Raw genomic sequence first — 25,811 nt, 5'->3', positions numbered from 1 at the left:
GCTCGGGCATTGCCAGCGTGCGCTCCGGGCAGCGCGACGGGGCTCACCCTTTGGGATGAGCACCGGCGTGCGCGGCGACCTGCGCGGCGGCTTCGTCGTACGCCGGCAGCGTGAACTCGAACAGCGTGCCGCGGCCCGCGGGGTTGGCCCGGGCGACGATCGTGCCGTCGTGACGGGTGACGATCCGGCGCACGATCGACAGCCCGAGGCCACTGCCCTCGTAGTCGCGGTAGTGCGCCCGGTGGAACTCGTCGAAGACCCGCTCGCGCTCTGTGGCCGGGATCCCGATCCCGTTGTCGGCGACGTGGATCGTGACGAGGCGAGAGCCGGACCGCCGGCCGCGCACCGAGATCTCGGGCACCACGTCCGGGGCGACGTACTTCAGGGCGTTGCCGATCAGGTTGTCGACGACCTGCCGGATCAGCACCGGGTCGGCGAGCACTGCCGGGACCGGCCCGCAGGTGATGCGGTCCTCGGCGTGCCGGGCCGCGGCGATCTCGGCGACGAGGGCACCGACGTCGACGGGACGGACGTCGAGGTCGCGCGAGCCGCTGGTGGCATGGGCGAGCAGGTCGCGGATCAGCTCGCGCATCCGGCGCGATGACGACCGCACCCGGGACACGAACTCGCGGGCGGTCTGCGGGTCCAGCTCCCCCGCGTCGAGCTCGTCGGCGATCATCTCGGTCCAGCCGTCGATCGCGGCGAGCGGGTTGCGCAGGTCGTGGGCGACGACGCCGGCGAAGGACGCCAGCTCCTTGCGGTGGGCGTGCTCCTCGGTCACGTCACGGAAGATCATCAGCGCGCGGGCCCGGCGCCGGATCTCGTCGCGCGGCAGCGGGATGCCCGAGATGCTCAGCACCCGCTCCGGCAGGCCCTCGACCCTGATCACGACCTCGGCGCCGTGGACCGTCTCGCCGCGCAGCGCCCGCGCCGTCGGGCGCTGGCTCTCGTCGAGCTCGGCGCCGTCGACCGACCAGCTGCTCATCACCAGCCGGGACTCGGTGGTCAGCGGGGCGGCGCCGTCGCCGAGCAGGGCGCTCGCGGCGCCGTTCTGGATCAGCAGCTCGCCGGTCTCGTCGACGACGATCAGGCCCTCGGTGATCGAGCCGATCACCGCGTCGCGGACGCTGGCCTCGTACAGCGCGTCCTCCTGGCTGCGGCGCAGCTGGGCGGACAACGCCTGCCGCTCGTCGCGGCCGGTCGCGAGGATCAGCCCGGTGACCGAGATCGCCACCACGTAGAACTGCGCGACCAGGTAGCCGAGGTCCGCCCGCTCGACGACCGCGAACGGACCGACGCCGTTCGCCGTCAGCGACAGCGTGGCGAGGCCGATCACGAAGGAGTGCAGCGCGCTGAGCAGGGTCGAGAAGCGCAGCCCGAACCACACCGTGGCAGCCAGCAGCACGAACGCCAGCGGCACGTCCTCGAGGGTGAAGGCGACGCCGTACGACGCGACCGTGAAGACGGTCGCCGCGAGGAGCTCCAGCACCCCGGCGTCACCCAGCAGGCGCGGGCGCGGCCGGGGCGCGGACAGCCGCTGGCCCAGGAGCAGCCCGACCGTGACCAGGATGAGCCCGCTGCACAGGTTGCGACCGAACCAGAGCAGTCCCTCGGGCGCCAGGTGCCCGCCCTCGATCGCGGTGACCCCGACGGTCGCGAGGACGGCGCCCGCTCCGAGCGCCAGCGTCAGGGCGGCGACGTACGGCGCCAGCGCGCGCGGCCGGTCCAGCGGCCGGGTGCCGCCGCAGCCCCACACCGCGGGACACCAGCGGCGCAGGAGCACCACCGCGAGGACGGACTGCACGACGTTGGTCGCGGTGAGCAGCGCCGCGATCTCGGGGTCGGCTCCGGTGACGCTGTTGGCGGCGTACGCCACCACGGTGAGCAGCACGGTGTCGATCCCGACGATGCCGGGCTGGCGCAGCAGCAGCCAGAGGACGGCGATCCCGCCGGCCGGGCGCGCGACCGAGTCGAAGCCCGCTCCAGGTGCCTCACGGCTCAGCAGGGCGAACGCGAGATAGAGCGCGGCGAAGCCCACCGTCGCGGCTGGATGCAGCCGCCCACGCATTGCTGCCCGGTCTCCCGGCATCCCCAACTCCGTTCAGGCCCCCACCCGATGGCAGCAGGCTAGTGCCCGACCGGCCCGCAGCCGCGCAACACGGCCGCTACGCGTCGTCGGTCGACAGCTGCTCGTCGTGGGTGCCGGGGCGCGGTGCCCACGGCAGCTCCTTGGCGGGGCGTACGACGATCAGCCGGTCGCCGCGCGCGAGCTGGGTGACCACCGGGTCGAAGTAGCGGTACACGCGCTCGTCGCGCACCACCGCGATCACCTGGTCGGGCAGCGTCTGGGGCTGCTTGCCCACCTCGGTGACCAGCAGGTCGCGCTCGGCCACCTCGAGGCCCTCGCCGTACGTCAGCAGGTCCTCCATCACCGACCCGAGCGTCGGCGAGAGCGACGACAGGCCGAGCAGCCGGCCGACGGCGTCGGAGGAGGTGATCACGGAGTTCGCGCCGGACTGGCGCATCAGCGCGACGTTCTCCTGCTCGCGGACCGCGGCGACGATCCAGACGTCGGGGTTGAGCTGGCGCACGGTCAGCGTCGCGAGCACGTTCGTGTCGTCGCGGTCGGTGGTGATGATGACCTGGCGCGCATCGGCGACCCCGGCGCGGCGGAGCACGTCACGACGGGTCGCGTCGCCGGTGACGACCGCCAGCCCGTCGGCGTGCGCCTCCTGGAGCGCCGAGCCGCCGGGGTCGACGACGACGATGTGCTCCCGGTCGTGCCCGTTGTTGACGAGGGTGTCGACGGCGGCACGGCCCTTGGTGCCGTAGCCGATGACGACCACGTGGGATGTCATGTTCTTCCTCCATCGGGCGTTCCGGAACATCTCGCGGCCCTGCGAGGCGAGTACCTCGAGGGTGGTGCCGATCAGGAGCACCAGGAACGCGATGCGCAGCGGCGTGATGATGAACGCGTTGATCATGCGGGCGTGCGCCTCGACGGGCGCGATGTCGCCGTAGCCGGTCGTGCTCAGCGTGACCGTCGTGTAGTAGATCGAGTCGATCAGCCCCACCTGGCCGGTGGGGTCGTTGTTGTCGGCGTACGCGTCGCGGTCGAGGAAGACGATCATGACGGTCGCCGCCAGGATGCCGAACGCGAGCAGCAGGCGACGGCCGAGCTGCCACCATGGCGAGACGGTGCTCTCCGGCAGTGCGAGCTGCCCACGCACCTGCCTCTGGCTGAGGTCGCTCGACTGGTCCGGCACGGTGGTGAATCTAGTGGTTGTCCGGGCGGACGCCGATGCGACGCAGCCGCTGCACGAGCTCGAGTCTTGCCAGCATGGTCCGCTGCTGCGGGAACACCGTGTCGAACGCGGCGTTCACGGCGGCGCCGATCAGCACCGCGATCGAGACGAGATAGAGCCACAGCAGCACCGCGATCGGCGCGGCGAGCGGCCCGTAGATCGAGCGCGAGTCGGTCGAGGTGACGGTGAGGAACCACCGGAGGACGTACGACCCGACGATCCAGCAGAAGAGGGAGAACGTCGCGCCCGGGAGGTTGAAGCTCCAGTTCGTCTTCACCGGCACCGACACGTGGTAGAGCGTCGCGAGGAAGCAGATGCAGACCGCGACGACGATCGGCCAGTAGAACGCCATCAGGAAGTCGAGCCGCTCGGGCAGCCAGTCCTCGACGAGGCTCGGTCCGGCGACCACGAGCGGCACCGAGATCACGCCGCACACCATCGCCAGGAGGTAGAGCGAGAACGACAGGGCCCGCGTCTTGACGATCCCGCGGTGCCCGCCGAGCCCGTGCATGATCGTGATGGTGTCGACGAAGACGTTGAGCGCCCGGGAGCCCGACCACAGGGCCAGGACGAAACCGAGCGAGACGATGTCGAAGCGGCCGCCCTCGAGCACGTCGTCGATCGTCGGCGTGATGATCCGGTTGACGGCGTTCTCGGTCAGGGCGCGGCCGGACAGGTCGATCACCGCGGTCCGGACGTCCTCGACCTGGGCGGCGGAGAACTGGTCGGAGACGTAGCCGATCGCGCCGGCCATCGCGAAGATCAGCGGCGGCACCGAGAGCACCGCGAAGAACGCCGCCTCGGCGGCGAGGCCGGTGACGCGGTACTTCAGGCAGGAGCCGACGGTCGTGACGATCAGCCGCCAGATCAGCTCGCGCGCGTTGCGCAGCCAGGCGACGAACGGGGAGTCGGAGGACTCGTGCGCCCTCTCCACTCCGTCCGCCTCGGCCATGGATCTACCGTAGGCGCATGGGTTCAGACATCCGGGTAGCCACGAACCAGGCACCGCTCCTCGTTGGTCACAACATCGTCACGGGCGACCGGGCGCTGGTCGAGGCCGTGACCCGGCACGCGTCGGAGTCGGTGGTCGAGGACCTGGCCGGCATCGGCGCCGAGGCCGGCAGCGCGGAGGCCCGTGAGCACGGGATGCTCGCCAACGAGCACCACCCGCGCCTGGTGAGCTACGACCGGTACGGCAACCGCGTCGACGAGGTCGAGTTCCACCCCTCGTGGCACTGGCTGATGCAGCGCGCCGTCGGGCACGGCCTCGCCGCGGCGCCGTGGGAGTCGGACGCCGCGCACGCGCACGTACGCCGCGCCGCGGGCTTCATGGCCTGGTCGCACACCGAGCCGGGGCACGGCTGCCCGATCTCGATGACGTACGCCGCGGTGCCCGCGCTGCGCGTCGACGACGCGCTGGCCAAGGAGTGGACGCCGCTGCTCGCCTCGACGACGTACGACCCGGGACTGCGGGTCGCCTCCGGCAAGCTCGGCGCGCTCGCCGGGATGGGCATGACCGAGAAGCAGGGCGGCTCCGACGTCCGCGCCAACGTCACCGAGGCGCGGCCGACCTCCGTCGACGGCGAGTACACGCTGCACGGGCACAAGTGGTTCACGTCGGCGCCGATGAACGACGTCTTCCTGGTGCTGGCCCAGGCCGCGGGCGGGGTGACCTGCTTCGTGGTGCCGCGGGTGCTCCCCGACGGCAGCCGCAACCGGCTCGACGTCGTCCGCCTCAAGGACAAGCTCGGCAACCGGTCCAACGCGTCGTCGGAGCTCGAGTTCGACGGCACCGTCGCGCACCGGCTCGGCGACGAGGGCCGCGGCGTGCGCACGATCATCGAGATGGTCGCCGCGACCCGGCTCGACTGCGTGCTCGGCTCGACCTCGCTGATGCGGCGCGCGGTCAACGAGGCGACCTGGCACACCGCCCACCGCTCCGCGTTCGGCTCCCTGCTCGCCGACAAGCCGCTGATGCAGAACGTGCTGGCCGACCTCGCCGTCGAGGCCGAGGCCGCGACCGCCCTCGCGATCCGGCTCGCCGCCGCCGTCGACAACAGCACGGACCCCCACGAGGCCGCGCTGCGCCGGATCGCGCTGCCGCTGGCGAAGTTCTGGGTGTGCAAGCGGACGCCGGGCCACGTGGCCGAGGCGCTCGAGTGCCTCGGCGGCAACGGCTACGTCGAGGAGTCCGGCATGCCGCTGCTCTACCGCGAGGCGCCGCTGAACTCGGTGTGGGAGGGCTCGGGCAACGTCAACGCGCTCGACGTGCTGCGTGCGCTCGGCCGCGAGCCGGAGGTGCTGGACGCCTGGATCACCGAGGTCGGCCAGGCGCGCGGCGGCGACGTACGCCTCGACCGCGCGATCGAGGACACCCTCGGGCTGATCGGGTCGCTGCTGGGCGACCCGGCCGCGATGGAGGTCAACGCCCGGCGGCTGGCCGGCCGGATGGCCGCGTGCCTCCAGGGCTCGCTGCTGGTCCGCTTCGGCCCGCCCGAGGTGGCCGACGTCTTCTGCGCCTCCCGGCTCGGCACGTCGTACGACGGCGTGTACGGCGCCCTCGACGGCGGCGACCTCCACGCGATCGTCGAGCGCGCCACCCCCGTCGTCGCCTGACGGGTCGTCCGCCTCTCAACTGGCAATACGCAGCCCTCAGGCGGACGACCCGTCTCCTAGGGTCGTCGCGTGACCGGAACACGTGAGTGGGACGCCGCGTCGTACGACGCCCTGAAGCTCCCCCATGTCGAGTGGGGCCGACGAGTGCTGGACCGGATGGGGCTGAGCGGCGACGAGCTGGTGCTCGACGCGGGCTGCGGCACCGGCCGGGACGCCGCCGCGCTGCTCGAGCGGTGGCCCGGTGTGCGGATGATCGGCATCGACGGGTCGCAGCAGATGCTCGACCAGGCGCGTGACCGGCTCGGCGACCGCGCGACCCTGCTCCACGCCGACCTCCTGCGGCCGCTGCCGGTCCCGGAGCCGGTCGACGCGGTGATGAGCGTGGCGGCGTTCCACTGGATCCAGGACCACACGCTCCTGTTCTCGAACCTGCGCGCCGCGATGAAGCCCGGTGCGACGCTCACCACCGACTGCGGCGGCCGGGGCAACGTCGCGATCGTGAACGACGCGCTCGCCCGCGTGAGCGGCAACGAGCACGACGGCTGGGAGTTCGCGGACGAGGACGACACCCGCGCGCGGCTCGAGGCCACCGGCTTCGAGGTGCGCTCGGTCGTGCTCCGTGACGACCCGTTCCGCCCCGAGGACGACGCGGTTCTGGAGCGCTACCTCGCGACGGTGGTCCTCGGCTCGAAGCTGGACGCCATGCCCGAGGCCGACCGCGGCGCCTTCGTCACCGAGGTGCGGCTCGCCATGACCGAGCCGGTGGTCGACTACGTGCGGCTGGAGATCGACGCCGTCGCGCTCTGAGGCTCCTCCACCGGCTCGCCGGCGGGCTCGTCGAGCATCGTGGTCTCGTCGAACGGCAGGTCGCCGGCGAGCACCTTGTCCATCCGCTCCCGGTCGACACCGTCGGTCCAGGTGCCGATGAGGACGGTGGCGACGGAGTTGCCGGCGAAGTTGGTGAGAGCACGCGCCTCTGACATGAACCGGTCGATTCCGACGATCAGGCCGACGCCGTCGACCAGCTCGGGGCGGTGCGACTGCAGGCCGCCGGCGAGGGTGGCCAGGCCGGCACCGGTGACGCCGGCCGCGCCCTTGGACGCGATCACCATGAACACCAGCAGCGAGATCTGCGAGCCGATCGAGAGCGGGTCGCCCATCGCCTCGGCGATGAACAGCGTGGCCATCGTCAGGTAGATCGCGGTGCCGTCGAGGTTGAACGAGTAGCCGGTCGGTACGACGATCCCGACGGTCGTCCGGTCCACGCCGGCGTGCTCCATCTTGGCGATCAGCCGCGGCAGCGCGGACTCCGACGACGAGGTCGCGAGGATCAGCAGGAACTCGCGAGCGAGGTAGCGGAACAGCGCGAAGATGTTGATGCCGGTGAACACGCGCAGCACCGTGCCGAGCACGACGAACACGAACAGCGCACAGGTGATGTAGAAGGCCAGCATCAGCATCGCCAGGCTCTGCAGGGCGTCCACCCCGGTCTCCCCCACGACTGCCGAGATGGCGCCGAAGGCCCCGATCGGCGCGACCCACATGATCATCGCGAGGACGCGGAACACCAGCCGCTGCGCGTACTCCACCACCGTGAGGATCGGCTTCCCGGACGCCCCCATCTGCTGGAGCGCGAAGCCGATCAGCAGCGCGACCAGCAGGGTCTGCAGGACGTCTCCGGAGGTCAGCGACGAGAACAGCGAGTCCGGGATGATCCCGAGCAGGAAGTCCGTGGTGCTGGCGTGGCCCTCCTCTGCCTGTGCCGCCCCGGCGGCCGTGACCTCGTCACTGAGCTCGAGACCCTCACCCGGCTTCACGATGTTGCCGACGACGAGCCCGATCGTCAGCGCGAAGGTCGACATCACCAGGAAGTAGATCAGCGCGCCGAGCCCGACCTTGCCGACCTTGGCCGCGCTCGTCACCGACCCGACGCCCAGGATGATCGTGCAGAAGATGACCGGCTGGATCATCATCGTGATCAGCCCGACGAACGCCTCCCCCAGCGGCTTCAGCTCGACGGCGAAGTCAGGGAACAGCAGCCCCACCAGGATGCCCAGACCGACGGCGATGATCACCGCGATGTAGAGCCAGTGGGTGCGGTTCTTCCGAGGCGGCGGTGCGGCGGCGTCCTTGCGGTCAGCGACGGCGGTCATGGTTCCTCCCGGGAGTGAGACCGTGCGGCCAGTACCCGGCACCCGCCGGAAGTAACCGCCGCACGCTCCGCCCCGGGTGCCCGGCGGCGCCGCCTGCTCAGGCCAGGTCGAGACCCGGGTAGAGCGGGTGCTTGTCGAGCATCTCGCCCGAGGCGTCGCGGACCTTGTCGGCCACGCCGTCGGCCAGGGAGTACGACGCCTTCGACGGCCCGCCCGCCTTCGTGGTGCCCGGCTGGGTGTTCTGCAGGACGTGCACGATCAGCTCGGCGACGCGGTCGAACTCGCCGTGGCCGAAGCCACGGGTGGTGAGCGCCGGGGTGCCGAGGCGGATGCCGGAGGTGTACCAGGCGCCGTTGGGGTCCTGGGGCACCGAGTTGCGGTTGGTGACCACACCGGCGTCGAGGAGCGCCGACTCCGCCTGGCGGCCGGTGAGACCGAACGACGAGACGTCGAGCAGCACGAGGTGGTTGTCGGTACCGCCGGTGACGAGCTTCGCATCCCGGGACAGGAAGCCGTCGGCGAGCGACTTGGCGTTGTCGGCGATCCGCTGGGCGTAGTCCTGGAAGGACGGCTGCCGGGCCTCGGCGAAGGCGACCGCCTTGGCGGCCATCACGTGGGACAGCGGCCCGCCGAGGACCATGGGGCACCCGCGGTCGACGCTCGGGGCGTACTCCTCGGTCGCGAGGATGAAGCCACCGCGCGGGCCGCGCAGCGACTTGTGCGAGGTGCTGGTCACCACGTGGGCGTGCGGGATCGGGTCCTCGTCGCCCGTGAACACCTTGCCGGCCACCAGCCCGGCGAAGTGCGCCATGTCGACCATCAGCGTGGCGCCGACCTCGTCGGCGATCTCGCGCATCTTCGCGAAGTTCACCCGTCGCGGGTACGCCGAGTAGCCGGCGACCAGGATCAGCGGCTTGAACTCGCGCGCCTTGGCGAGCAGCGCGTCGTAGTCGAGCAGCCCGGTCTCCGGGTCGGTGCCGTACTGCTGCTGGTGGAACATCTTGCCGCTGATGTTGGGGCGGAAGCCGTGCGTGAGGTGACCGCCGGCGTCGAGCGACATCCCCAGCAGGCGCTGGTTGCCGAGCTCGTGGCGCAGCTTCTCCCAGTCGGCCTCGGAGAGGTCGTTCATGTTCTTCACGCCGGCCTTCTCGATCCAGGGGCCCTCGACGCGGTGGGCCAGGATCGCCCAGTACGCCGTGAGGTTGGCGTCGATGCCGGAGTGCGGCTGGACGTAGGCGTACTCGGCGCCGAACAGCTCGCGGGCGTGCTCGGCGGCCAGCGCCTCGACGGTGTCGACGTTCTGGCAGCCGGCGTAGAAGCGGTGCCCGACCGTGCCCTCGGCGTACTTGTCGCTGAACCAGGTGCCCATGGTGAGCAGCACGGCGGGCGAGGCGTAGTTCTCGCTGGCGATGAGCTTGAGCGAACCTCGCTGGTCGGCGAGCTCCTGGCGGGTGGCCTCCGCGATCCGCGGCTCGACCGAGGCGATCACCTCGAGAGCCTGCTGGTAGGCGCTGCTGGTCAGGGAGTCGATGCGCTGGTCGCTCATGCCGCTCATGCTATTGCCGCGGAACCGCTCGCACCGCACTGGGAATGTGACCTGGGCCGCAGGCGTTCCGCTCCTGAGCGCGGGCATGCGGCTCCTCGTCTCAAATATTGAATAGGCATCTCACATCATGGTATTTCGCCTTGTGGGAATGCCGTCCGACCCGTGAGACTCCTTGACATGATCAGCGCTGCAACGACGACGTACCTCGTGGCCCGACGCCACGTGGACTTCGGTCGTACCCGCAGCATGATGTGTTGGCATTCCTGACCAGCAGCCCCTGCTCCTGGCCGTAGACCTCCCGGCAACGTCGCCGGTCGAGCGTCACGAGCCCCGCCGTCTCGTCAAGGAATCGACGCACATGTCCGACCTTCGTTTCTCCGCCAAGCGTGCCGAGCGCACCGAGATCCCCCGCCCCAAGCGCGGCGAGGGCCAGTGGGCGCTCGGGTACACCGAACCGCTGAACAAGAACGAGCAGTCCAAGAAGGACGACAGCCCGCTCAACGTGCGCGACCGGATCCTCTACACGTACTCCAAGCGTGGCTTCGACTCGATCGACCCCGCCGACCTGCGCGGCCGGTTCCGCTGGATGGGTCTCTACACGCAGCGCAAGCCCGGCATCGACGGCGGCAAGACCGCGATCCTCGAGGAAGAGGAGCTCGACGACCGCTACTTCATGCTGCGGGTCCGCTCCGACGGCAAGCTGCTCTCCCCCGCGACCGTGCGGGCGCTCGGCCAGATCGGCGTCGACTTCGCCCGGGACACCGCGGACGTGACCGACCGCGAGAACATCCAGTACCACTGGATCCGGATCGAGGACGTCCCCACCATCTGGGAGCGGCTCGACGAGGCCGGGCTGCACAGCCTCGAGGCGTGCGGCGACTCGCCGCGACCGTTCCTCGGCTCGCCGGTCGCCGGCGTCGCCGTGGACGAGATCATCGACGGCACCTCGGCGCTCGCCGAGATCGAGCGCCGCTACATCGGCAACCCGGACTTCGCGAACTTCCCGCGCAAGTTCAAGACCGCGCTGACCGGCCACCCGTCGCACGACGTCGCGCCGGAGATCAACGACATCGCGTTCGTCGGCACCGTGCACCCCGAGCACGGCCCGGGCTTCGACCTCTGGGTCGGCGGCGGCCTGTCGACCAACCCGATGCTCGCCCAGAAGATGGGCGTCTGGATCCCGCTCGACGAGGTCCCGGACGCGTGGGAGGCGGTCGCCTCGATCTTCCGCGACTACGGCTACCGCCGGCTGCGCTCGCGTGCCCGCCTCAAGTTCCTCGTCGCCGACTGGGGCGTGGAGAAGTTCCGCGAGGTCATGGAGAACGAGTACCTCGACCGCAAGCTGGTGACGAACCCGTCGCCGGAGTCGCCGGTCGGTCACCGCGACCACATCGGGGTGCACGACCAGAAGGACGGCAAGAAGTACGTCGGCATCGCGCCGTCGGTCGGCCGGGTCTCGGGCACGCTCCTGGTGCAGCTCGCCGACCTGCTCGACAAGCACGGCGTGGCGGGCGCCCGGCTGACGCCGTACCAGAAGATCGTGCTGATCGGGGTCGAGCCGGCGGTCGTCGACGCGCTGCTCGACGACCTGGACGCCATCGGCCTGTCCGCGCGGCCGTCGAACTGGCGGCGGAACACGATGGCCTGCACCGGCATCGAGTTCTGCAAGCTCGCCATCGTCGACACCAAGGAGCGCGCCCGCGCCCTGGTCGCCGAGCTCGAGAAGCGCTTCCCCGACCTGGACTCCCCGATCACCGTCAACGTCAACGGCTGCCCGAACGCCTGCGCCCGGACCCAGGTCGCCGACATCGGCCTCAAGGGCCAGCTCGTCCTGCAGGACGGCGAGCAGGTCGAGGGCTTCCAGGTGCACCTCGGCGGCGCCACGGGCCTGCAGGCCAACTTCGGCCGCAAGCTGCGCGCCCACAAGGTCACCAGTGCCGGCCTCGACGACTACGTCAGCTCGCTGGTGATCAACTACCTGGCCGACCGCGAGGACGGCGAGTCCTTCACCACCTGGGTGCTGCGCGCCGACGAGGACCTGGTCCGCGGCGACAAGACCCTGGCGCCGGCCCTGGTAGGTGGCGGAGCGTCATGAGCGAGCGCGCTGTCCCCTTCCACTGCCCGTACTGCGGGGAGGAGGACCTGCGCCCGCACGAGGTCGTCTCGGACTCCGGCGACGTCACATCCCCGCACGGCAGCTGGGAATGCCGCGGCTGCCTGCGCGCCTTCAGTCTGAAGCTGATCGGCCTCATCCGACCTTCAGGAGCTGGTTCTTCATGACCGCCGCCACCACCCGGTCCGCCCGCGCCAACCGCGGGATCGAGACCGACGGCCGTTCGCCCGAGGAGCTGCGCGAGCTCGTGTCCCACTGGGGCGCCGAGCTGGAGCTGGCCCCCGCCGAGCACATCATCGAGTGGGCCGTCGCGACGTTCGGCGAGCGGTTCTGCGTGACGTCGTCGATGGGCGACGCCGTGCTGGCCGACCTGGCCTCCAAGGTCGCGCCCGGGCTCGACGTGGTCTTCCTCGACACCGGCTACCACTTCGTCGAGACCATCGGCACCCGCGACGCGGTCGAGGCGACGATGCCGGTCAACCTGATCACGATCACGCCCGTGCAGTCCGTCGCCGAGCAGGACGCGGCGTACGGCAAGGACCTGTACAAGACCGACCCGGACCTGTGCTGCAAGCTGCGCAAGGTCCAGCCGCTGGCGGACTCGCTGGACAAGTACGACGCCTGGGCCACCGGCCTGCGCCGCGCCGAGACCCACAACCGGGTGATCGCGCCGGTGATCGGCTGGGACGCCAAGAAGGGCAAGGTCAAGGTCTCCCCGCTGGCCCGCTGGAGCGACGAGCAGGTCGAGCGCTACATCGCCGAGAACGGCGTGCTGGTGAACCCGCTCGTGTACGACGGCTACCCGTCGATCGGCTGCTGGCCGTGCACGCGACGCGTGGCCCCCGGCGAGGACCCGCGCAGCGGGCGCTGGGCCGGCACCAACAAGACCGAGTGCGGGATCCACTCATGATCCGGCACTTCGAGCAGACCGGCAGCGTGGCCGGCCTGTCCCAAGAGATGGGCACCGCCCACGAAGGAACACGCACCGCAAAGGAGGCAGTGTGATGGCTGCTCCTGCCCTGGTGGCCCTGGCTCACGGATCCCGTGACCCCCGGTCCGCCGCGACCATCAAGGCCCTCGTCGACGAGGTCCGGCGCATGCGTCCGGACCTCCGCGTCGAGCAGGCGTTCCTCGAGCTGTCGAAGCCGTCGTTCACGACGGTCGTCGACAAGCTGGTCAAGGCCGGATTCGACGAGATCGTCGTCGTACCGCTGCTGCTGACCGACGCCTACCACGCGAAGGTCGACGTGCCGCAGGCCGTCGCCGACGCGCAGACGCGGCACCCGGGCCTCAAGGTCCGGGCGACGTCGATCCTCGGCCTCGAGCCGCAGTTCCTCGAGATCCTCGACGTGCGGATGCGCGAGGCGCTCAAGAACGCGCGGGTCCGCGAGCTGGACGCGCTCGTCCTGGCCGCGGCCGGCTCGAGCGACCCGCTCGCGAACCAGTCGGTCGCCCGGCTGGCCCGGGTCTGGTCCGCGCGGCACAAGCTGCCCGTCACCGCGGCGTTCGCGTCGTCGTCCCCGCCGGCCACCGGCGAGGCGGTGCGCGCGTTCCGCGCCGAGGGCCGTCGTAACATCGCGGTCGCGTCGCTCTTCCTGGCGCCCGGGTTCCTCCCGGACCGCGCGGCGGAGCTGGCCGTCGAGGCCGGCGCCATCGCGGTGTCCGAGCCCCTGGGCGCGCACCCGGAGCTGGCCCGCACGGTGCTGGCGCGGTACGCCGTGGGCGCGGTGGAGCTCGTCCCCGTCTGATACCTGAGGACAGCCGCCCGGCACCTGAGGTGGAGGTGCGGGAGGGGTCGCCGTTCCTAGCGTGGACGGCATGACGATCCTCCTCTCCGACGCCCGGGTCCGGGCGCTGCCCGTGGTCGAGTGCGGGGAGCCGCTGGTGCGGCTCCCCGCCCACCTCTCCCCTGCCGGCGCGCTCGTGCGCGCCGCTCTCGGGGACCGGCTGCTGGCCGCCGACGCCCTGCTCCCGGCCGGGATCGCCCTGCGCGTCGTCGAGGGCCACCGGCCGGTCGCGCACCAGCGCGCGATCATCGCGACGTACGCCGCCGAGCTCTGCGCGCTGCACCCCGGCATCGGGGCCGTCGAGCTGGAGCGGCTGACCAGCCGGTTCGTGTCGCCGCTCGACGTCGCACCGCACGTGGCCGGCGCGGCCGTCGACCTCACCCTGGTCGACGCCTGTGGCGAGGAGCTCGACCTGGGCACGCCGATCGACGCGACGCCCGAGGACAGCGACGGACGCTGCTGGTTCGCGGCGGACGGCATCGGGGCCGATGCCCGCGCCCACCGCACCCTGCTCGCCGAGGTGCTGGAGGCGCAGGGCCTCGTGAACTACCCGACCGAGTGGTGGCACTGGAGCTTCGGGGACCGGTACTGGGCGATCGTCACCGGGGCCGAGCACGCCCTCTACGGCCCGCTCGACGTGGCGGTCGCAGCATGAGCGCCCTGCTCGCCACCCGGCCGCGCACGGGAGCCGGCCCCCGCCTCGACGTCGACCTCGGCGCGGTCGCCGACAACACCCGCCTGCTCGCCGGCCGCGCGACGGGTGAGCTGATGGCCGTCGTCAAGGCCGACGGCTTCGGGCACGGTGCCGTCGACGTCGCTCGTACGGCGCTCGCGCACGGCGCGACCCGTCTCGGCGTCACCTCGCTGGAGGAGGCCTGGCCGTTGCTCGACCTGGGTGTCCCGGTCCTCTCGTGGCTCAACCACGTCGACGCCGACTGGGCGGCGGCCACCGCGCACGGGGTCGAGGTCGCGGTGCCGTCCCTGCAGCATCTCGCCGCGGTCGCGGCGGCAGCCGGTCGCACCCGCGTGCACCTCCACGTCGACGCCGGCATGGCCCGCGACGGCGCGGACCCGTCGAGCTGGGCGCTGCTGTGCCGCACCGCCCGTCGCGCCGAGCAGCGCGGCGAGGTCGACGTCGTCGGCGTCATGGGGCACCTCGGCTGCGCTGACCGCCCTGGCGACGACTGCAACGCGCTCGGTCGCACCCGCTTCGCCTGGGCGCTGGAGCACGCTCGCGCGGCCGGCCTGCGGCCCCGCGACCGGCACCTCGCCGCCACCGCCGCGACCCTGACCGACCCGCGCACCCACCACACGATGAGCCGCGTGGGCGCCGGCCTGGTCGGCATCGACCCGTCCGGGTCGACCGTGCTGCGACCCGCCATGAGGCTGACCGCGCCGGTGATCTCGGTCCGCCGCGTGCGGGCCGGGACACCGGTCGGCTACGGCCACGCTCACCGCACGGCGACCGCGACGCACCTCGGGCTGGTGCCGGTGGGGTACGCCGACGGGCTGCCGCGGGCAGCGTCCGGCCGGGCCGAGGTGCTGGTGCGCGGCGTACGCCGACCGGTGGTCGGCCTGGTCTCCATGGACCAGCTCGTCGTCGACCTGGGCGTGCGTGGCGTCGACCTCGGCGAGACGGTGACCGTCTTCGGCCCGGGTGACGCCGGAGAGCCGACCGTCGCCGAGTGGGCGGCCGCCGCCGGCACCATCGAGCACGAGATCGTGACCGGGCTGGGCGCCCGGGTCGAGCGCCGAGTGCGCAGCGCCGCCCACCTGCGGAGCCTGTCGTGAGGTCCCGGGTGGCCGTGATCGGCGGCGGACAGAACTGCGAGCACGACGTGTCCATCGCCTCTGCGGCGTCCGTCGCGGCGGGGCTCGACGCGGCGGCGTACGACGTCGTACCCCTCACCATCGGCCGGGACGGCACCTGGCGGGACCGCGAGCTGCGGCCGATCGGGCTCGACGGCGCAGCACAGGTGCTGCGCGGTTGTGACGTCGTGTTCCCCGTCGTGCACGGCCCGCGCGGCGAGGACGGGGCGCTGGCCGCGCTGTGCGAGCTCGCCGGGCTCCCCTACGTCGGCTCCGGCATCCGGCCGGGCGCGATCGCCATGGACAAGTGGGCGACCAAGCTGGTCGCGCAGGCCATCGGCATCGCCACCGCTCCCGGCGGCCTCGTGACCGCCGCGACCGCCGCGCACCTGCGCTGGACCCGTCCCGTGGTCGTGAAACCGGTCGCGGCCGGCTCGAGCCTCGGCGTCAGCCTGGTGGCCACGCCCGAGGCACTCCGGCCGGCCCTCGACGCGGCGCTCGCGCTCGACGACCGGGTGCTGGTGGAGGACGTGGTCGAGGGTCGCGAGATCGACGTGGCCGTGCTCCGTTGCGCCGACGGCGGCCTGGTCGCCGCGCCGGCGCTCGAGATCGTGGCCGACGGACTGTTCGACTTCGACGCGAAGTACGGCGGCCACGCCGACTTCCGCGTGCCCGCAGCGCTCGACGAGGTCGACGCCAAGGCACTGGAGGACGCCGCGCTGGCGGCGTACGACGCCCTCGGCTGCGCCGGCGTCGCGCGCGTCGACTTCTTCCTGACCGAGGACGGGCCGGTGCTCAACGAGGTCAACACCACGCCGGGGATGACCGAGCACTCGCAGGTCCCGCGGATGTTCGCCGCGGCAGGGCTGTCGTACGCCGACCTCCTCGACGAGCTCGTGCGAGGAGCGCATCGCTGAATGTGGAACGCTGATCCCATGACCGACTGGCGCCGATGGGTCCCCGACGCCATCGCCGCCGGCTTCGTGCTCGTCATCGGCCTGCTCGAGGTCCAGCGGAACTGGTACGTCGAGCTCGACCCCGCGTCGGCGACGATCATCGTCGCGCTGGCCGGCGCCGTCGGCCTGTGCCGCGCGCTGCCGTCGGCGGCGCTCGCGCTCGCCTGGGTGATCGCCGCGGTCCAGGTCGCCAGCGACACCTACGTGCTGACCGTCGAGCTGGCTCTCGCCGTGGTGGCGTTCGGGTGCGCCCGCTGGGGGTCGACGCTCGTCGTCTGGTCGAGTGGGATCTCCATCCCGCTCGGCGCGATCATCGTGGTCCGCTGGCTCGACTCCGACCTCGTGCTCCGGCTGGTGGACCGGGCGGGGCTCAAGACGCTCGCAGACGCGGCGTACCGCGGCGGCGACTGGCGGCTGACGATCGGCGTGATGCTGCTGGCGATCCTGATGGCACCGTGGCTGCTCGGGCTCGCGCTGCGCTTCTCGACCCGCGCCGACCAGTCGCGGGCGTCGCAGCAGGCGGCCGAGGCCGAGCGGGACCAGGCCGAGCAGATCGCGCGGCTGCGCGAGGAGCAGGCCCAGCTCGCGCGCGACGTCCACGACGTCGTCGGTCACTCACTGGCGGTGATCCTCGCGCAGGCCGAGTCCGCGCAGTACCTCGACGAGGTCGACACCCAGGGGCTCAAGCGCACGATGGCGAACATCGCCACCGCGGCGCGATCCTCGCTCGACGACGTCCGGCAGGTGCTGTCCTCGACGTCCGGCGCTGCCGTGGCCCCGGCCCGGCACGCCGACCTCGACAGCCTGATCGAGGGGGTGCGGGCCAGCGGCCACGAGGTCGTCGCGACCGAGGTCGGCACGCCGCACCCGCTGCCCCCGGACCTCGAGGTCGTGGCGTTCCGCGTGCTGCAGGAGATGCTCACCAACGCGATCAAGCACGGCCGCCGCGACCAGCCGGTGCGGGTCGAGCGGCACTGGGAGGGTGACTTGCGGATCGAGGTCGAGAACACCGTCGACGCCCTGTCACCACGGGCCGCGGAGGAGACCCAGCCCATCCAGGCGGTGCCGGGCGGCCAGGGTCTGGATGGCATGCGCGGGCGGCTGGAGGCGGTCGGCGGCCGGCTCGACGTACGACGTCGCATCGAGCCCCCGACCTTCACCGCGACGGCGTGGGTGCCGCTGAGGAGCAAGCCGTGATCACGCCGGAGCGGATCTCGGTGCTCCTCGTCGACGACCAGGACCTCTTCCGCGAGGGCGTCCGCGTGATCGTCGACGCCCAGGAGGGCATGGGGGTCGTCGGCACCGCGACCGACGGGCTCCAGGCCGTCGAGATGGTCGACGACCTCGAGCCGGACGTCGTGCTCATGGACATCCGGATGCCCGAGATGGACGGCGTCGAGGCGACCCGGCAGATCTTCCTGCCCGACCGGGCCGCCCGCCGCTCGAAGCCGGTGCGGGTCATCGTGCTCACCACGTTCAACCTCGACGACCGGGCGGCGACCGCGATCAGGTACGGCGCGAGCGGGTTCCTCCTCAAGAGCACGACGCCGGTGATGCTGCGCGACGCGATCCGCACGGTGCACGCGGGCAACGCCGTCCTCGCCCCCAGCGACCTGTCCACGCTGCTGGAGGGACAGTTCCGCAACCGGACACCGGCGCCGGCGGCGTACCTCGGCCTGACGGACAAGGAGCGCGAGGTGTTCGGCGCGGTCGCGCGGGGGCTGTCGAACACCGAGATCGGCGCGCAGATCTTCTCCAGCGAGTCCACGGTGAAGACCCACGTGGGCGCCATCTTGCGCAAGCTCGGCCTGCGCGACCGCGTCCAGATCGTGGTGTTCGCCCACGAGCACGGGCTCGCTAGCTGACCAGCTTCTCCACCAGGTGCTGGAGCTGACGGGCCGGGTCGGCCGTGACACCACCGTGGACGGGACCGGGCTGCAGAACAGTGCTGCGCGGCGCCTTGAGGAACCCGAAGCGCTGGCTCAAGGGCGCCTGCGCCGCCGCTCCCCCGCGCTCGTCGCCGGAGCACACGCCCTCGACGAACGCCAGCGCCTCGCACACCTGGTCGAGGTCCAGACGCGGGTCGAACGCCCGGAGGCGCTCGCGGTCGACGTGCCAGCCGACGTCGAGGTAGTCGCTGGCCTGGCAGTAGACGACCACGCCGACGTTCACGAACTCCTCGCGGTCCACGCGCGGGACGCAGCGCAGCACGACGTACTGGTAGGCGAGCTTGGTCACGACGCCGCGACCTCCGGCAACCACTGCCGCGTCGCCAGGCGGGCCGTGAGGAACCGGACGTACGCAGCGCGGACGGCGTCAGGGCCCTCCGCGCCGGGCACCGGCTCCAGCCACTCGTCGGGCACCAGGGCGAGGATCTCGGCGAACGCGTCCGCGCCGAGCAGCGGCGCGACCTCCGCCTCGACGTCCGCGAACCCGGCCGCGTGGGAGGCGAAGACGTGGTCCTCGGGGCTCCACGGCTGGTTGGCGAAGCGGGTCGGGTCCGTGACCCCGCCGCCCCACGCGTGGTGGAAGTACAGCGCGGCGCCGTGGTCGATCACCCACAGGTCGCCGTGCCAGACCAGGAGGTTCGGGTTGCGCCAGGAGCGGTCGACGTTCGCGGTGAACGCGTCGAGCCACAGCACCTTCGCCGCGACTCCGGCCGCAGTGGTCGAGTTGCTGTCGAAGCCGAAGGCCCCGGGCAGGAAGTCGATGCCGAGGTTCAGTCCGGAGCTGCGGTTCAGCAGGTCCTGCACCTCCTCGTCGGCCTCGTAGCGCGCGATCTCCGGGTCCAGCTCGAGGGCCACCAACCGCGGCGTGTGCAGCCCGATCCGGCGGGCGATCTCGCCGACGATCACCTCGGCGACGAGGACACGCAGGCCCTGACCGGCGCCGCGGAACTTGCAGACGTAGGTGCCCAGGTCGTCGCCCTCGACGATGCCCGGCAGGCTGCCGCCCTCGCGCAACGGAGTGACGTAGCGGGTCACCGCGACGGACGGAATCACCGGCTCACCCTAGTGGCTGCGGAATCACCCGCGACAACACCCGTCCCACTGGTTTCCCCAGCCCTGCAGTCGGGTAGTCGGCACCTGGGCACTCGGGGGCCCACTCACTCGGACAAGCCAGACAGGAACCTGCCCATGCGCCTTCGTCGCATCCTCGCCGCCGTCGTGGTCACCACCCTCGCCACGCCGGCTGCCCTCCTCACCTCGACCACCACCTCCGCGTCAGCGGCCACCGCCACCCAGATCGTCGGCGGCACCGACGGCAAGGGGTGGATCTACCGGACCAGCAGCTACGCCACCCAGCCGGGCGCGCCGGTCTTCGGTGAGAGCTTCTCCCTGTCCATCAACGTGGTCGCCGGCTCGACCCAGGTCTACGACGGCACCCTGACCGTCCAGCGCCAGCTGCCCGGCAAGGACTGGACCACGATCAAGACCTCGAGCTCGGCGTACCTCTACGACAGCATCAAGGCCGTCGGCAACGCGAACTACCGCGTGCTCTACAGCGGTAGCGGCGACTACGCGCCCTCGTCGGACGGCGTCAGCTCGAAGGTCCAGCGCAAGCTGGACTACCAGGACGTCGGCGGCCGCACGGTCGTGCTCGCCGGCAAGGTGAGCCCGAGCTTCAAGGGCAAGGTCGTCGTGCTCAAGCAGCAGGGCAAGAAGTGGAAGAAGTTCAAGACGCTCAAGACGGACAAGAAGGGCAAGTTCCGTACGCCGCTGCCGGCCCCGCGCAGCGGTCGCTACTACTTCCGTCTCGAGATCCCGGCCAGCCGGGCGTTCACCAAGACCCAGAGCGGGAAGTTCTACACCTACTCGTCCTGAGCATCCGCTGACTGGAGCCTGGCCCGCTCGCCGTCGACGTCGAAGTCGGCGGCGGGCCAGGTCAGGCCGAGGTCGCGCAGCGCGGTCAGCAGCAGCTGACCGACGGCCAGGTTCCGGTACCACTTCTTGTCGCTCGGGACGACGTACCACGGCGCGTGCTCGGTGTTGGTGCGCTGGAGCGCGAGCTCGTAGGCCGTGCGGTACTCGTCCCACCTCGCCCGGACGTCGAGGTCGCCGGGGTTGTACTTCCAGTGCTTGGTGGGGTCGTCCAGGCGCGCCAGCAGGCGCTCCTTCTGCTCCTCCCGCGAGATGTGCAGCAGGCACTTGACCAGCACCGTGCCGTCCTCGGCGAGCTCGCGCTCGAAGTCGTTGATCCGGCCGTAGCGGTCCGCGATCTCGTCGGGCGAGGCGAGGCCCTCGACGCGCGCGACCAGCACGTCCTCGTAGTGCGAGCGGTCGAAGACGCCGAGGTAGCCCGGCTGGGGCAGGGCCTGGCGGATCCGCCACAGGAAGTCGTGCTCGAGCTCCTCGGCCGTCGGCTTCTTGAACGAGGTGATCTTCACGCCCTGCGGGTCGACCAGGCCGACCGCGTGCCGGATCACGCCACCCTTGCCGGAGGTGTCCAGGCCCTGGAGCACGAGCAGCACCCGCCGGTCCGACGTCTCGGTGCGACCGGCGGCGTACAACCGCTCCTGGAGGTCGGCGAGCTCGGGCCCGTGCTCCGCCATCGCGAGCAGACCGGCCTTCTTGCCCCGGGTCCAGCCCGGGGTCGAGTCGGTCGCGATCGCGGTCAGGTCGACCGGTCCGGGCGGGAGCAGCAGCGGGTGCGAGGTCACCGGCCGATCATCCCAGCACCCGCGTCACGTCGAGGGTGCAGCCGACCACGGTGTCGACGCTGCCGTCCTCCTGCGGCTCGTCGAACCACAGCCCCTCGGTGAAGCCCGCCTTCGCCAGCATCCGGAGGGACGCGGCGTTGCGGTGGTCCGGCGCAGCGAAGTACGTCGTCGCCGCGGGGAACCGGTGCCGCGCCCGCACCATCCACGCCCACAGCACCTGGGCGCCGAAGCCGCGCCCGCTCCACTCCTCGCACAGCGCGTAGTCGATCCCGATCGCGTCGGGGTCGGGTCCGAGCACGGTGTAGTCGGGGTAGTCGCCGATCCGGTAGTCCTGCACGAAGCCCACCGACCGGCCGTTGATCTCAGCGACCCACATGCGGGTCGGGCTCATCCCGTCGATGCGCGGGCCGTAGGTCTCCGCGATCCGCTCCGCGGTGGGCTCTCCCTCGGACGCCCACCAGCGCCGGAGGTGCTCGCTCTGCCGCCAGCGGGTCAGGTCGGGCAGGTCCCCGCGGCCCATCGCGCGCACCGTCACCCGGTTGTCGTGGTCGATCAGGAACTGCTTCACCTCGCCCGACAGGTCGACCGGCACGGGATCCGCGTGCATGCTGGCGGCGGTACGCCGCGCCGCGGCCGCCCAGGCCTCGCCGTCACGCACGACGCCGTTCAGGTCCCGGCCCCGGTCGTGCACGACGACCCGCAGGCCGGTCATCCCGCCGTCGCGGAGCCGGCCCGGTTGCGTCGTACCAGCGGCGGCGCCGCCGACCAGGGGAAGTCGATCCAGGCCTCGGTGTGCCGCCACACGTAGTCGGGGCGGACGACGGTCCAGGGCTTCTCGTAGATCACCGCGACCCGTGCTTCGGCGACGTGGTCGGCGCAGAAGTCACGGACGATCTCCAGGGTCCTCCCGGTGTCAGCCACGTCGTCGGCGATCAGCACCTTGAGGCCGGCGAGGTCGACGGCGGCCGGGGTCGGCGGCAGCATGATCGGGACGTCGAGGCGCTCGTCGATGCCGGTGTAGAACTCGACGTTGACCGCGGACAGGTTCTTCACGTCCAGCGCGTAGCCGAGCCCCATCCCGAGGCCGAGCCCGCCGCGGGCGATCGACAGGATCAGATCCGGCTCGTAGCCGTCGTCGACCACCTGCTGGGCCAGCTCCTGCACCGCCGTGCCGAAGTTCTCGTAGGTCAGGATCTCGCGCTCGTCGGCAGCCACGTGTGCATTCTGGCGCGCGACAGCGCGCACCGCACGTGTTCGGTCCGAGCACCTCGGCGCCCGCGCCTCAACGGACGCCGATCCGGTCGGCGATCAGGGCCCTGGCGGCGCGGGCGTCGTCGACCCACAGCCCGAGCCGGCCGGCGACCAGCTCGCCCTTCGAGGTCGCGAGCGCGGTGGGGGCGGCGAGCTCGAGCTCGAGGTTGCATCGGCCACTGACTCCGACGAGGACCAGCTCGTCGGCCTGGTGCAGGCTCCAGATGGTGCTCGGCAGCTCCTGCTCGACGGCACGCACCGCGACCACCGTAGCGAGCGGCACCTCGACCCAGACCCGCAGCCCGGCGCGCACCACCAGCCGGTCCTCGGTGAGCAGGTGCGGCCGGACGCGGTGGGCGGCGAGCAGGCCGAGCATCCACAGCAGCCCCCACAGGCCGACCACCAGCGCCGGCAGTCGGATGGCCTCTGCCCACCCTGCCTCGAGGTGACGGAGCACGACCTCGAGCACGACCACCTCGACCGCCGAGCCGAAGATCCACAGCCAGAGCATGGGCGTCACCAGCTGGCCGTAGCCGATCGGCACCGCGCCGAGCGGAACGTCCGGACGCCGCGCCACCATGCGGGCCAGCGCCCGGTAGACCGCCAGCTCGAGGAGCAGTGCCTCCTTGCCGAACGCGAGCACCTGCCGGAGGGTCATGCCTGTTCCTCCATCAGCCGCTCGAAGATCGCGACCGTCTCCTCGAGCGTGGCGACGAACGCGGCCAGTCGACGTGGCGGGACACCCCCGAAGAGCTGGCGCGCCAGGTCCTCGTGGTCGCGCTGGAGGTCACGCACGGTCTCCGCGCCGGCATCGGTGAGCGTCACCCGGGTGGCGCGCCGATCGGTCGGGTGCGGCTGTCGGGTCACGTGCCCCGAGGCGGACAGCCCGTCGACCAGGCCGGTCACGTTGCGCGGCGTGACGTCGAGGGCCTCGGCGAGCGCCTGCTGGGTGGTGGGCCCGGTGATCCCGAGCGTCCAGAGCAGCCGGATGCGCGACCCGCTCAGGCCGGACTCGCGCTCGAACCGCGCCAGGTCGGCCGACATCAGCTCGCTCAGGCGCAGGAGGGTGTCCAGCGCGGTGGAGTGCTCGTCGGCCATATCGTGAATCTACTTCACAATGATGTCGACTCACCAATTCTCGTCGGCGTCCACCGTCCCCCGAGCAGCCCTCGCCAGCTCGTCCTTCACGACCGCGAAGGACATGCCCGAGCCGTAGCCCTTGCGCGCCAGCATGCCGACCAGCCGACGCGTCGCGGTGACGTCGTCGACGCGCGAGAGCGACCGCAGCTTCTTGCGGACCAGCGCCCGGGCGGCCTCCTCCTCGTCGGCCGGGTCGACCTCGTCGAGCACCTCGCGGGCGACCTCGTCGTCGATGCCCTTGCGACGCAGCTCCTGCGCGAGCGCCCGGCGGGCCAGGCCCTTGCCCGGCTGGCGGGACTGCACCCACGAGCGGGCGAACGCCTCGTCGTCGACCAGCCCGACCTCCTCGAACCGGTCGAGCAGGCGGGTGGCGACGTCGTCGGGCACCAGCTTCTTGGCCAGCTTGTCGCTGAGCTCCTTGCGACTCCGGGCCTGGCCGGTCAGCTGGTCGAGCAGGATCTTGCGGGCCACGGCCTCGGCGTCGGCCTCGGGGACCTGGACGGCGGTGTCCTCAGGGGGCGGCTGCCGCTTGCGGCCGCGAGCTTTCGATCCCGGACGTCGCTGCTCCTCGGCGGCCGGCTGGGCCGGGGCGGCGCGCTTGGTCCACGCGTCCACCCCGGCCGAGACGTCCCCGAGCCAGTCGGGGGCCGGGCGGTCCTCGTTGAAGGTCATGGCTCATCTCCCGTGGTCTCGATACGCTCGCTGGCGCTCGCTACTCGACCACCGATGTCGGCGTCGAGTGCCTGGCGCTCGCTTCTCCACCACCGATGTCGGCGGCCAGCCGTCGCGAGGCTCCACCACCGATGTCGATGGCCGAGTGCCGTCGCGAAGAGCTCCACCACCGATGTCGGCAGTCGAGTGCCGTCGCGAGGAACTCCACCACCGATGTCGGCAGTCGAGTGCCGTCCCGAGGAACTCCACCACCGATGTCGATGGCCGAGTGCCGTCCCGAGGAACTCCACCACCGATGTCGATGGCCGAGTGCCGTCCCGAGGAACTCCACCACCGATGTCGATGGCCGAGTGCCGTCCCGAGGAACTCCACCACCGATGTCGGCAGTCGAGTGTCGTCGCGAGGAACTCGACCACCGATGTCGGCAGTCGAGTGCCGTCGCGAGGAGCTCCACCACCGATGTCGGCAGTCGAGTGCCGTCGCGAGGAACTCCACCACCGATGTCGGCAGTCGAGTGCCGTCGCGACGAACGCGACCACCGATGTCGGCAGTCGAGTGTCGTCGCGAGGAACTCGACCACCGATGTCGATGGTCGAGTGCCGTCGCGAGGAACGAGCGACGGCGTATCGAGACCGGAGCTCAGAACGAGTCGACGCCGATCGGCTCGTCGGAGAGCTCGTCGTTGTCGACGGTCGGGCCGACGCCGAGCTTCTCGAGGATCTTCTTCTCGAGCTCGTTGGCGAGGTCGGGGTTGTCGCGCAGGAAGTTCCGCGCGTTCTCCTTGCCCTGGCCGAGCTGATCGCCCTCGTAGGTGTACCAAGCGCCCGCCTTGCGGACCAGGCCGGCCTCGACGCCCACGTCGATCAGGCTGCCCTCGCGGCTGATGCCCTTGCCGTACATGATGTCGAACTCGGCCTGCTTGAACGGCGGCGCGACCTTGTTCTTGACGACCTTGACGCGGGTGCGGTTGCCGACCATGTCGGTGCCGTCCTTGAGCGTCTCGATGCGGCGCACGTCGAGGCGGACCGAGGCGTAGAACTTCAGCGCCTTGCCACCGGTGGTGGTCTCGGGCGAGCCGAACATCACGCCGATCTTCTCGCGGAGCTGGTTGATGAAGATCGCGGTGGTCTTGGAGTTGTTCAGCGCACCGGTCATCTTGCGCAGCGCCTGGCTCATCAGCCGGGCCTGGAGGCCGACGTGGCTGTCGCCCATCTCGCCCTCGATCTCGGCGCGCGGCACGAGCGCGGCCACCGAGTCGATGACGATCAGCGACAGCGCGCCGGAGCGGACCAGCATGTCCGCGATCTCGAGCGCCTGCTCACCGGAGTCCGGCTGGGAGACCAGCAGGGCGTCGGTGTCGACGCCGAGGGCCTTGGCGTACTCCGGGTCGAGCGCGTGCTCGGCGTCGATGAACGCCACCAGGCCACCGGCACGCTGGGCGTTGGCCACCGCGTGCAGGGCGACCGTCGTCTTGCCCGAGGACTCCGGGCCGTAGATCTCCACCACCCGGCCGCGCGGCAGGCCGCCGAGGCCGAGGGCGACGTCGAGGGCGATCGACCCCGTGGGGATCACCTCGAGCGGGGCGCGGACCTCGTCGCCGAGGCGCATGATCGAGCCCTTGCCGAACTGCTTCTCGATGTTCGCGAGGGCGGCATCCAGTGCCTTGTCGCGGTCTCCTCCAGCCATCTGCTGCTTCCTTTGCTGTCGTCGGGTGTCAGGCACATCGACGACGCTAGAGCGAGCCACCGACAGTGCCTGATCAGCACCACCGACACCTGTGGACAACCTCGTTCCGCGCCATGC

At 71.5% G+C, this 25,811-nt stretch carries 25 protein-coding genes; 11 read left to right on the top strand and 14 right to left on the bottom strand.

Going from position 1 to position 25,811, the window contains the following annotated elements; all coding sequences use genetic code 11:
• Positions 1-43: 43 nt before the first annotated feature.
• The 3 genes from MJ604_RS17470 to MJ604_RS17460 all read right to left on the bottom strand — a co-directional run bounded on the left by MJ604_RS17470 (position 44) and on the right by MJ604_RS17460 (position 4,257).
• A complete protein-coding gene (locus MJ604_RS17470; RefSeq protein ID WP_243059812.1) occupies positions 44-2,068 on the bottom strand; it encodes an ATP-binding protein in 2,025 nt (674 codons plus the stop codon).
• A 97-nt stretch (positions 2,069-2,165) separates the two neighbouring features.
• A complete protein-coding gene (locus MJ604_RS17465; protein ID WP_243059810.1) occupies positions 2,166-3,266 on the bottom strand; it encodes a TrkA family potassium uptake protein in 1,101 nt (366 codons plus the stop codon).
• A gap of 10 nt (positions 3,267-3,276) precedes the next feature.
• On the bottom strand, positions 3,277-4,257 hold the full coding sequence (locus tag MJ604_RS17460) for a YihY/virulence factor BrkB family protein (RefSeq protein ID WP_243059809.1): 981 nt from the start codon (positions 4,255-4,257) through the stop codon (positions 3,277-3,279).
• A gap of 17 nt (positions 4,258-4,274) precedes the next feature.
• On the opposite strand from MJ604_RS17460, the gene MJ604_RS17455 reads away from it, so the two are divergent.
• Positions 4,275-5,921, top strand: a complete 1,647-nt coding sequence (locus tag MJ604_RS17455) for an acyl-CoA dehydrogenase family protein (RefSeq protein ID WP_243059807.1) — start codon at positions 4,275-4,277, stop codon at positions 5,919-5,921.
• Positions 5,922-5,990: 69 nt separating this feature from the next.
• Entirely contained in the window at positions 5,991-6,728 is a 738-nt protein-coding gene (locus MJ604_RS17450) for a trans-aconitate 2-methyltransferase (RefSeq protein ID WP_243059805.1), read from the top strand.
• On the opposite strand, the gene MJ604_RS17445 is transcribed toward MJ604_RS17450, so the two are convergent.
• Positions 6,692-8,074: a cation:dicarboxylate symporter family transporter gene (locus tag MJ604_RS17445; protein WP_243059802.1), complete on the bottom strand. Its 1,383-nt coding sequence runs from the start codon at positions 8,072-8,074 to the stop codon at positions 6,692-6,694. The genes MJ604_RS17450 and MJ604_RS17445 overlap by 37 nt on opposite strands.
• A 97-nt stretch (positions 8,075-8,171) precedes the next feature.
• A complete protein-coding gene (locus MJ604_RS17440) occupies positions 8,172-9,620 on the bottom strand; it encodes a glycine hydroxymethyltransferase (protein WP_243059801.1) in 1,449 nt (482 codons plus the stop codon).
• 358 nt (positions 9,621-9,978) lie between these two features.
• Between MJ604_RS17440 and MJ604_RS17435 the strand changes: the two genes are divergently transcribed.
• The 8 genes from MJ604_RS17435 to MJ604_RS17400 all read left to right on the top strand — a co-directional run bounded on the left by MJ604_RS17435 (position 9,979) and on the right by MJ604_RS17400 (position 18,150).
• Entirely contained in the window at positions 9,979-11,715 is a 1,737-nt protein-coding gene (locus MJ604_RS17435) for a nitrite/sulfite reductase (RefSeq protein ID WP_243059799.1), read from the top strand.
• A gap of 181 nt (positions 11,716-11,896) precedes the next feature.
• Entirely contained in the window at positions 11,897-12,643 is a 747-nt protein-coding gene (locus MJ604_RS17430) for a phosphoadenylyl-sulfate reductase (protein WP_243059797.1), read from the top strand.
• 94 nt (positions 12,644-12,737) lie between these two features.
• On the top strand, positions 12,738-13,481 hold the full coding sequence (locus MJ604_RS17425; protein WP_243059795.1) for a sirohydrochlorin chelatase: 744 nt from the start codon (positions 12,738-12,740) through the stop codon (positions 13,479-13,481).
• Positions 13,482-13,551: 70 nt separating this feature from the next.
• Complete coding sequence (locus MJ604_RS17420) at positions 13,552-14,175, top strand: M15 family metallopeptidase (RefSeq protein WP_243059793.1); 624 nt, start codon at positions 13,552-13,554, stop codon at positions 14,173-14,175.
• The gene (gene alr, locus MJ604_RS17415) at positions 14,172-15,311 is read left to right on the top strand and encodes an alanine racemase (protein WP_243059791.1); all 1,140 of its coding nucleotides are present in this window, start codon (positions 14,172-14,174) and stop codon (positions 15,309-15,311) included. Before MJ604_RS17420 ends, alr begins: the two co-directional genes overlap by 4 nt.
• A complete protein-coding gene (locus MJ604_RS17410; RefSeq protein ID WP_243059789.1) occupies positions 15,308-16,246 on the top strand; it encodes a D-alanine--D-alanine ligase in 939 nt (312 codons plus the stop codon). The genes alr and MJ604_RS17410 overlap by 4 nt, the downstream gene beginning before the upstream one ends.
• Positions 16,247-16,264: 18 nt before the next feature.
• A complete protein-coding gene (locus tag MJ604_RS17405) occupies positions 16,265-17,482 on the top strand; it encodes a sensor histidine kinase (RefSeq protein ID WP_243059788.1) in 1,218 nt (405 codons plus the stop codon).
• Positions 17,479-18,150, top strand: coding sequence for a response regulator transcription factor (locus tag MJ604_RS17400; RefSeq protein ID WP_243059787.1), 672 nt, complete (start codon positions 17,479-17,481; stop codon positions 18,148-18,150). Before MJ604_RS17405 ends, MJ604_RS17400 begins: the two co-directional genes overlap by 4 nt.
• Here MJ604_RS17400 and MJ604_RS17395 read toward each other — a convergent pair.
• On the bottom strand, positions 18,143-18,523 hold the full coding sequence (locus tag MJ604_RS17395) for a DUF3037 domain-containing protein (RefSeq protein ID WP_243059786.1): 381 nt from the start codon (positions 18,521-18,523) through the stop codon (positions 18,143-18,145). The genes MJ604_RS17400 and MJ604_RS17395 overlap by 8 nt on opposite strands.
• A complete protein-coding gene (locus tag MJ604_RS17390) occupies positions 18,520-19,287 on the bottom strand; it encodes a HipA family kinase (protein ID WP_243059785.1) in 768 nt (255 codons plus the stop codon). The genes MJ604_RS17395 and MJ604_RS17390 overlap by 4 nt, the downstream gene beginning before the upstream one ends.
• A gap of 135 nt (positions 19,288-19,422) precedes the next feature.
• Between MJ604_RS17390 and MJ604_RS17385 the strand changes: the two genes are divergently transcribed.
• Positions 19,423-20,109, top strand: coding sequence for a hypothetical protein (locus MJ604_RS17385; RefSeq protein WP_243059784.1), 687 nt, complete (start codon positions 19,423-19,425; stop codon positions 20,107-20,109).
• On the opposite strand, the gene MJ604_RS17380 is transcribed toward MJ604_RS17385, so the two are convergent.
• The 7 genes from MJ604_RS17380 to recA all read right to left on the bottom strand — a co-directional run bounded on the left by MJ604_RS17380 (position 20,097) and on the right by recA (position 25,694).
• Positions 20,097-20,945, bottom strand: coding sequence for a PPK2 family polyphosphate kinase (locus MJ604_RS17380; RefSeq protein WP_243059783.1), 849 nt, complete (start codon positions 20,943-20,945; stop codon positions 20,097-20,099). The genes MJ604_RS17385 and MJ604_RS17380 overlap by 13 nt on opposite strands.
• A gap of 7 nt (positions 20,946-20,952) precedes the next feature.
• On the bottom strand, positions 20,953-21,657 hold the full coding sequence (locus MJ604_RS17375) for a GNAT family N-acetyltransferase (RefSeq protein WP_243059781.1): 705 nt from the start codon (positions 21,655-21,657) through the stop codon (positions 20,953-20,955).
• Positions 21,654-22,160 (bottom strand): phosphoribosyltransferase, encoded by a 507-nt coding sequence (locus tag MJ604_RS17370; RefSeq protein WP_243059778.1) that lies wholly within the window; start codon positions 22,158-22,160, stop codon positions 21,654-21,656. Before MJ604_RS17370 ends, MJ604_RS17375 begins: the two co-directional genes overlap by 4 nt.
• A 67-nt stretch (positions 22,161-22,227) precedes the next feature.
• Positions 22,228-22,854 (bottom strand): hypothetical protein, encoded by a 627-nt coding sequence (locus MJ604_RS17365; protein ID WP_243059777.1) that lies wholly within the window; start codon positions 22,852-22,854, stop codon positions 22,228-22,230.
• Positions 22,851-23,294 (bottom strand): MarR family winged helix-turn-helix transcriptional regulator, encoded by a 444-nt coding sequence (locus MJ604_RS17360; RefSeq protein ID WP_243059775.1) that lies wholly within the window; start codon positions 23,292-23,294, stop codon positions 22,851-22,853. The genes MJ604_RS17365 and MJ604_RS17360 overlap by 4 nt, the downstream gene beginning before the upstream one ends.
• A gap of 30 nt (positions 23,295-23,324) precedes the next feature.
• Positions 23,325-24,008, bottom strand: a complete 684-nt coding sequence (locus tag MJ604_RS17355) for a regulatory protein RecX (protein ID WP_243059774.1) — start codon at positions 24,006-24,008, stop codon at positions 23,325-23,327.
• Positions 24,009-24,647: 639 nt separating this feature from the next.
• Positions 24,648-25,694 (bottom strand): recombinase RecA, encoded by a 1,047-nt coding sequence (gene recA / locus MJ604_RS17350; RefSeq protein ID WP_243059772.1) that lies wholly within the window; start codon positions 25,692-25,694, stop codon positions 24,648-24,650.
• Between the last annotated feature and the right edge of the window lie 117 nt (positions 25,695-25,811).

Source organism: Nocardioides sp. SR21 (assembly GCF_022761125.1).
Lineage (GTDB): Bacteria > Actinomycetota > Actinomycetes > Propionibacteriales > Nocardioidaceae > Nocardioides.
This window is presented reverse-complemented; position numbering and strand designations above follow the sequence as displayed.

Bases quoted from the DNA above. Each gene is read 5' to 3' on its own strand.
- MJ604_RS17470 (WP_243059812.1), bottom strand. From the start codon at position 2,068: ATGCGTGGGCGGCTGCATCCAGCCGCGACGGTGGGCTTCGCCGCGCTC.
- MJ604_RS17460 (WP_243059809.1), bottom strand. From the start codon at position 4,257: ATGGCCGAGGCGGACGGAGTGGAGAGGGCGCACGAGTCCTCCGACTCC.
- MJ604_RS17455 (WP_243059807.1), top strand. From the start codon at position 4,275: ATGGGTTCAGACATCCGGGTAGCCACGAACCAGGCACCGCTCCTCGTT.
- MJ604_RS17445 (WP_243059802.1), bottom strand. From the start codon at position 8,074: ATGACCGCCGTCGCTGACCGCAAGGACGCCGCCGCACCGCCGCCTCGG.
- MJ604_RS17440 (WP_243059801.1), bottom strand. From the start codon at position 9,620: ATGAGCGACCAGCGCATCGACTCCCTGACCAGCAGCGCCTACCAGCAG.
- MJ604_RS17435 (WP_243059799.1), top strand. From the start codon at position 9,979: ATGTCCGACCTTCGTTTCTCCGCCAAGCGTGCCGAGCGCACCGAGATC.
- MJ604_RS17430 (WP_243059797.1), top strand. From the start codon at position 11,897: ATGACCGCCGCCACCACCCGGTCCGCCCGCGCCAACCGCGGGATCGAG.
- MJ604_RS17425 (WP_243059795.1), top strand. From the start codon at position 12,738: ATGGCTGCTCCTGCCCTGGTGGCCCTGGCTCACGGATCCCGTGACCCC.
- MJ604_RS17420 (WP_243059793.1), top strand. From the start codon at position 13,552: ATGACGATCCTCCTCTCCGACGCCCGGGTCCGGGCGCTGCCCGTGGTC.
- alr (WP_243059791.1), top strand. From the start codon at position 14,172: ATGAGCGCCCTGCTCGCCACCCGGCCGCGCACGGGAGCCGGCCCCCGC.
- MJ604_RS17405 (WP_243059788.1), top strand. From the start codon at position 16,265: ATGACCGACTGGCGCCGATGGGTCCCCGACGCCATCGCCGCCGGCTTC.
- MJ604_RS17385 (WP_243059784.1), top strand. From the start codon at position 19,423: ATGCGCCTTCGTCGCATCCTCGCCGCCGTCGTGGTCACCACCCTCGCC.
- MJ604_RS17375 (WP_243059781.1), bottom strand. From the start codon at position 21,657: ATGACCGGCCTGCGGGTCGTCGTGCACGACCGGGGCCGGGACCTGAAC.
- MJ604_RS17365 (WP_243059777.1), bottom strand. From the start codon at position 22,854: ATGACCCTCCGGCAGGTGCTCGCGTTCGGCAAGGAGGCACTGCTCCTC.
- MJ604_RS17360 (WP_243059775.1), bottom strand. From the start codon at position 23,294: ATGGCCGACGAGCACTCCACCGCGCTGGACACCCTCCTGCGCCTGAGC.
- MJ604_RS17355 (WP_243059774.1), bottom strand. From the start codon at position 24,008: ATGACCTTCAACGAGGACCGCCCGGCCCCCGACTGGCTCGGGGACGTC.
- recA (WP_243059772.1), bottom strand. From the start codon at position 25,694: ATGGCTGGAGGAGACCGCGACAAGGCACTGGATGCCGCCCTCGCGAAC.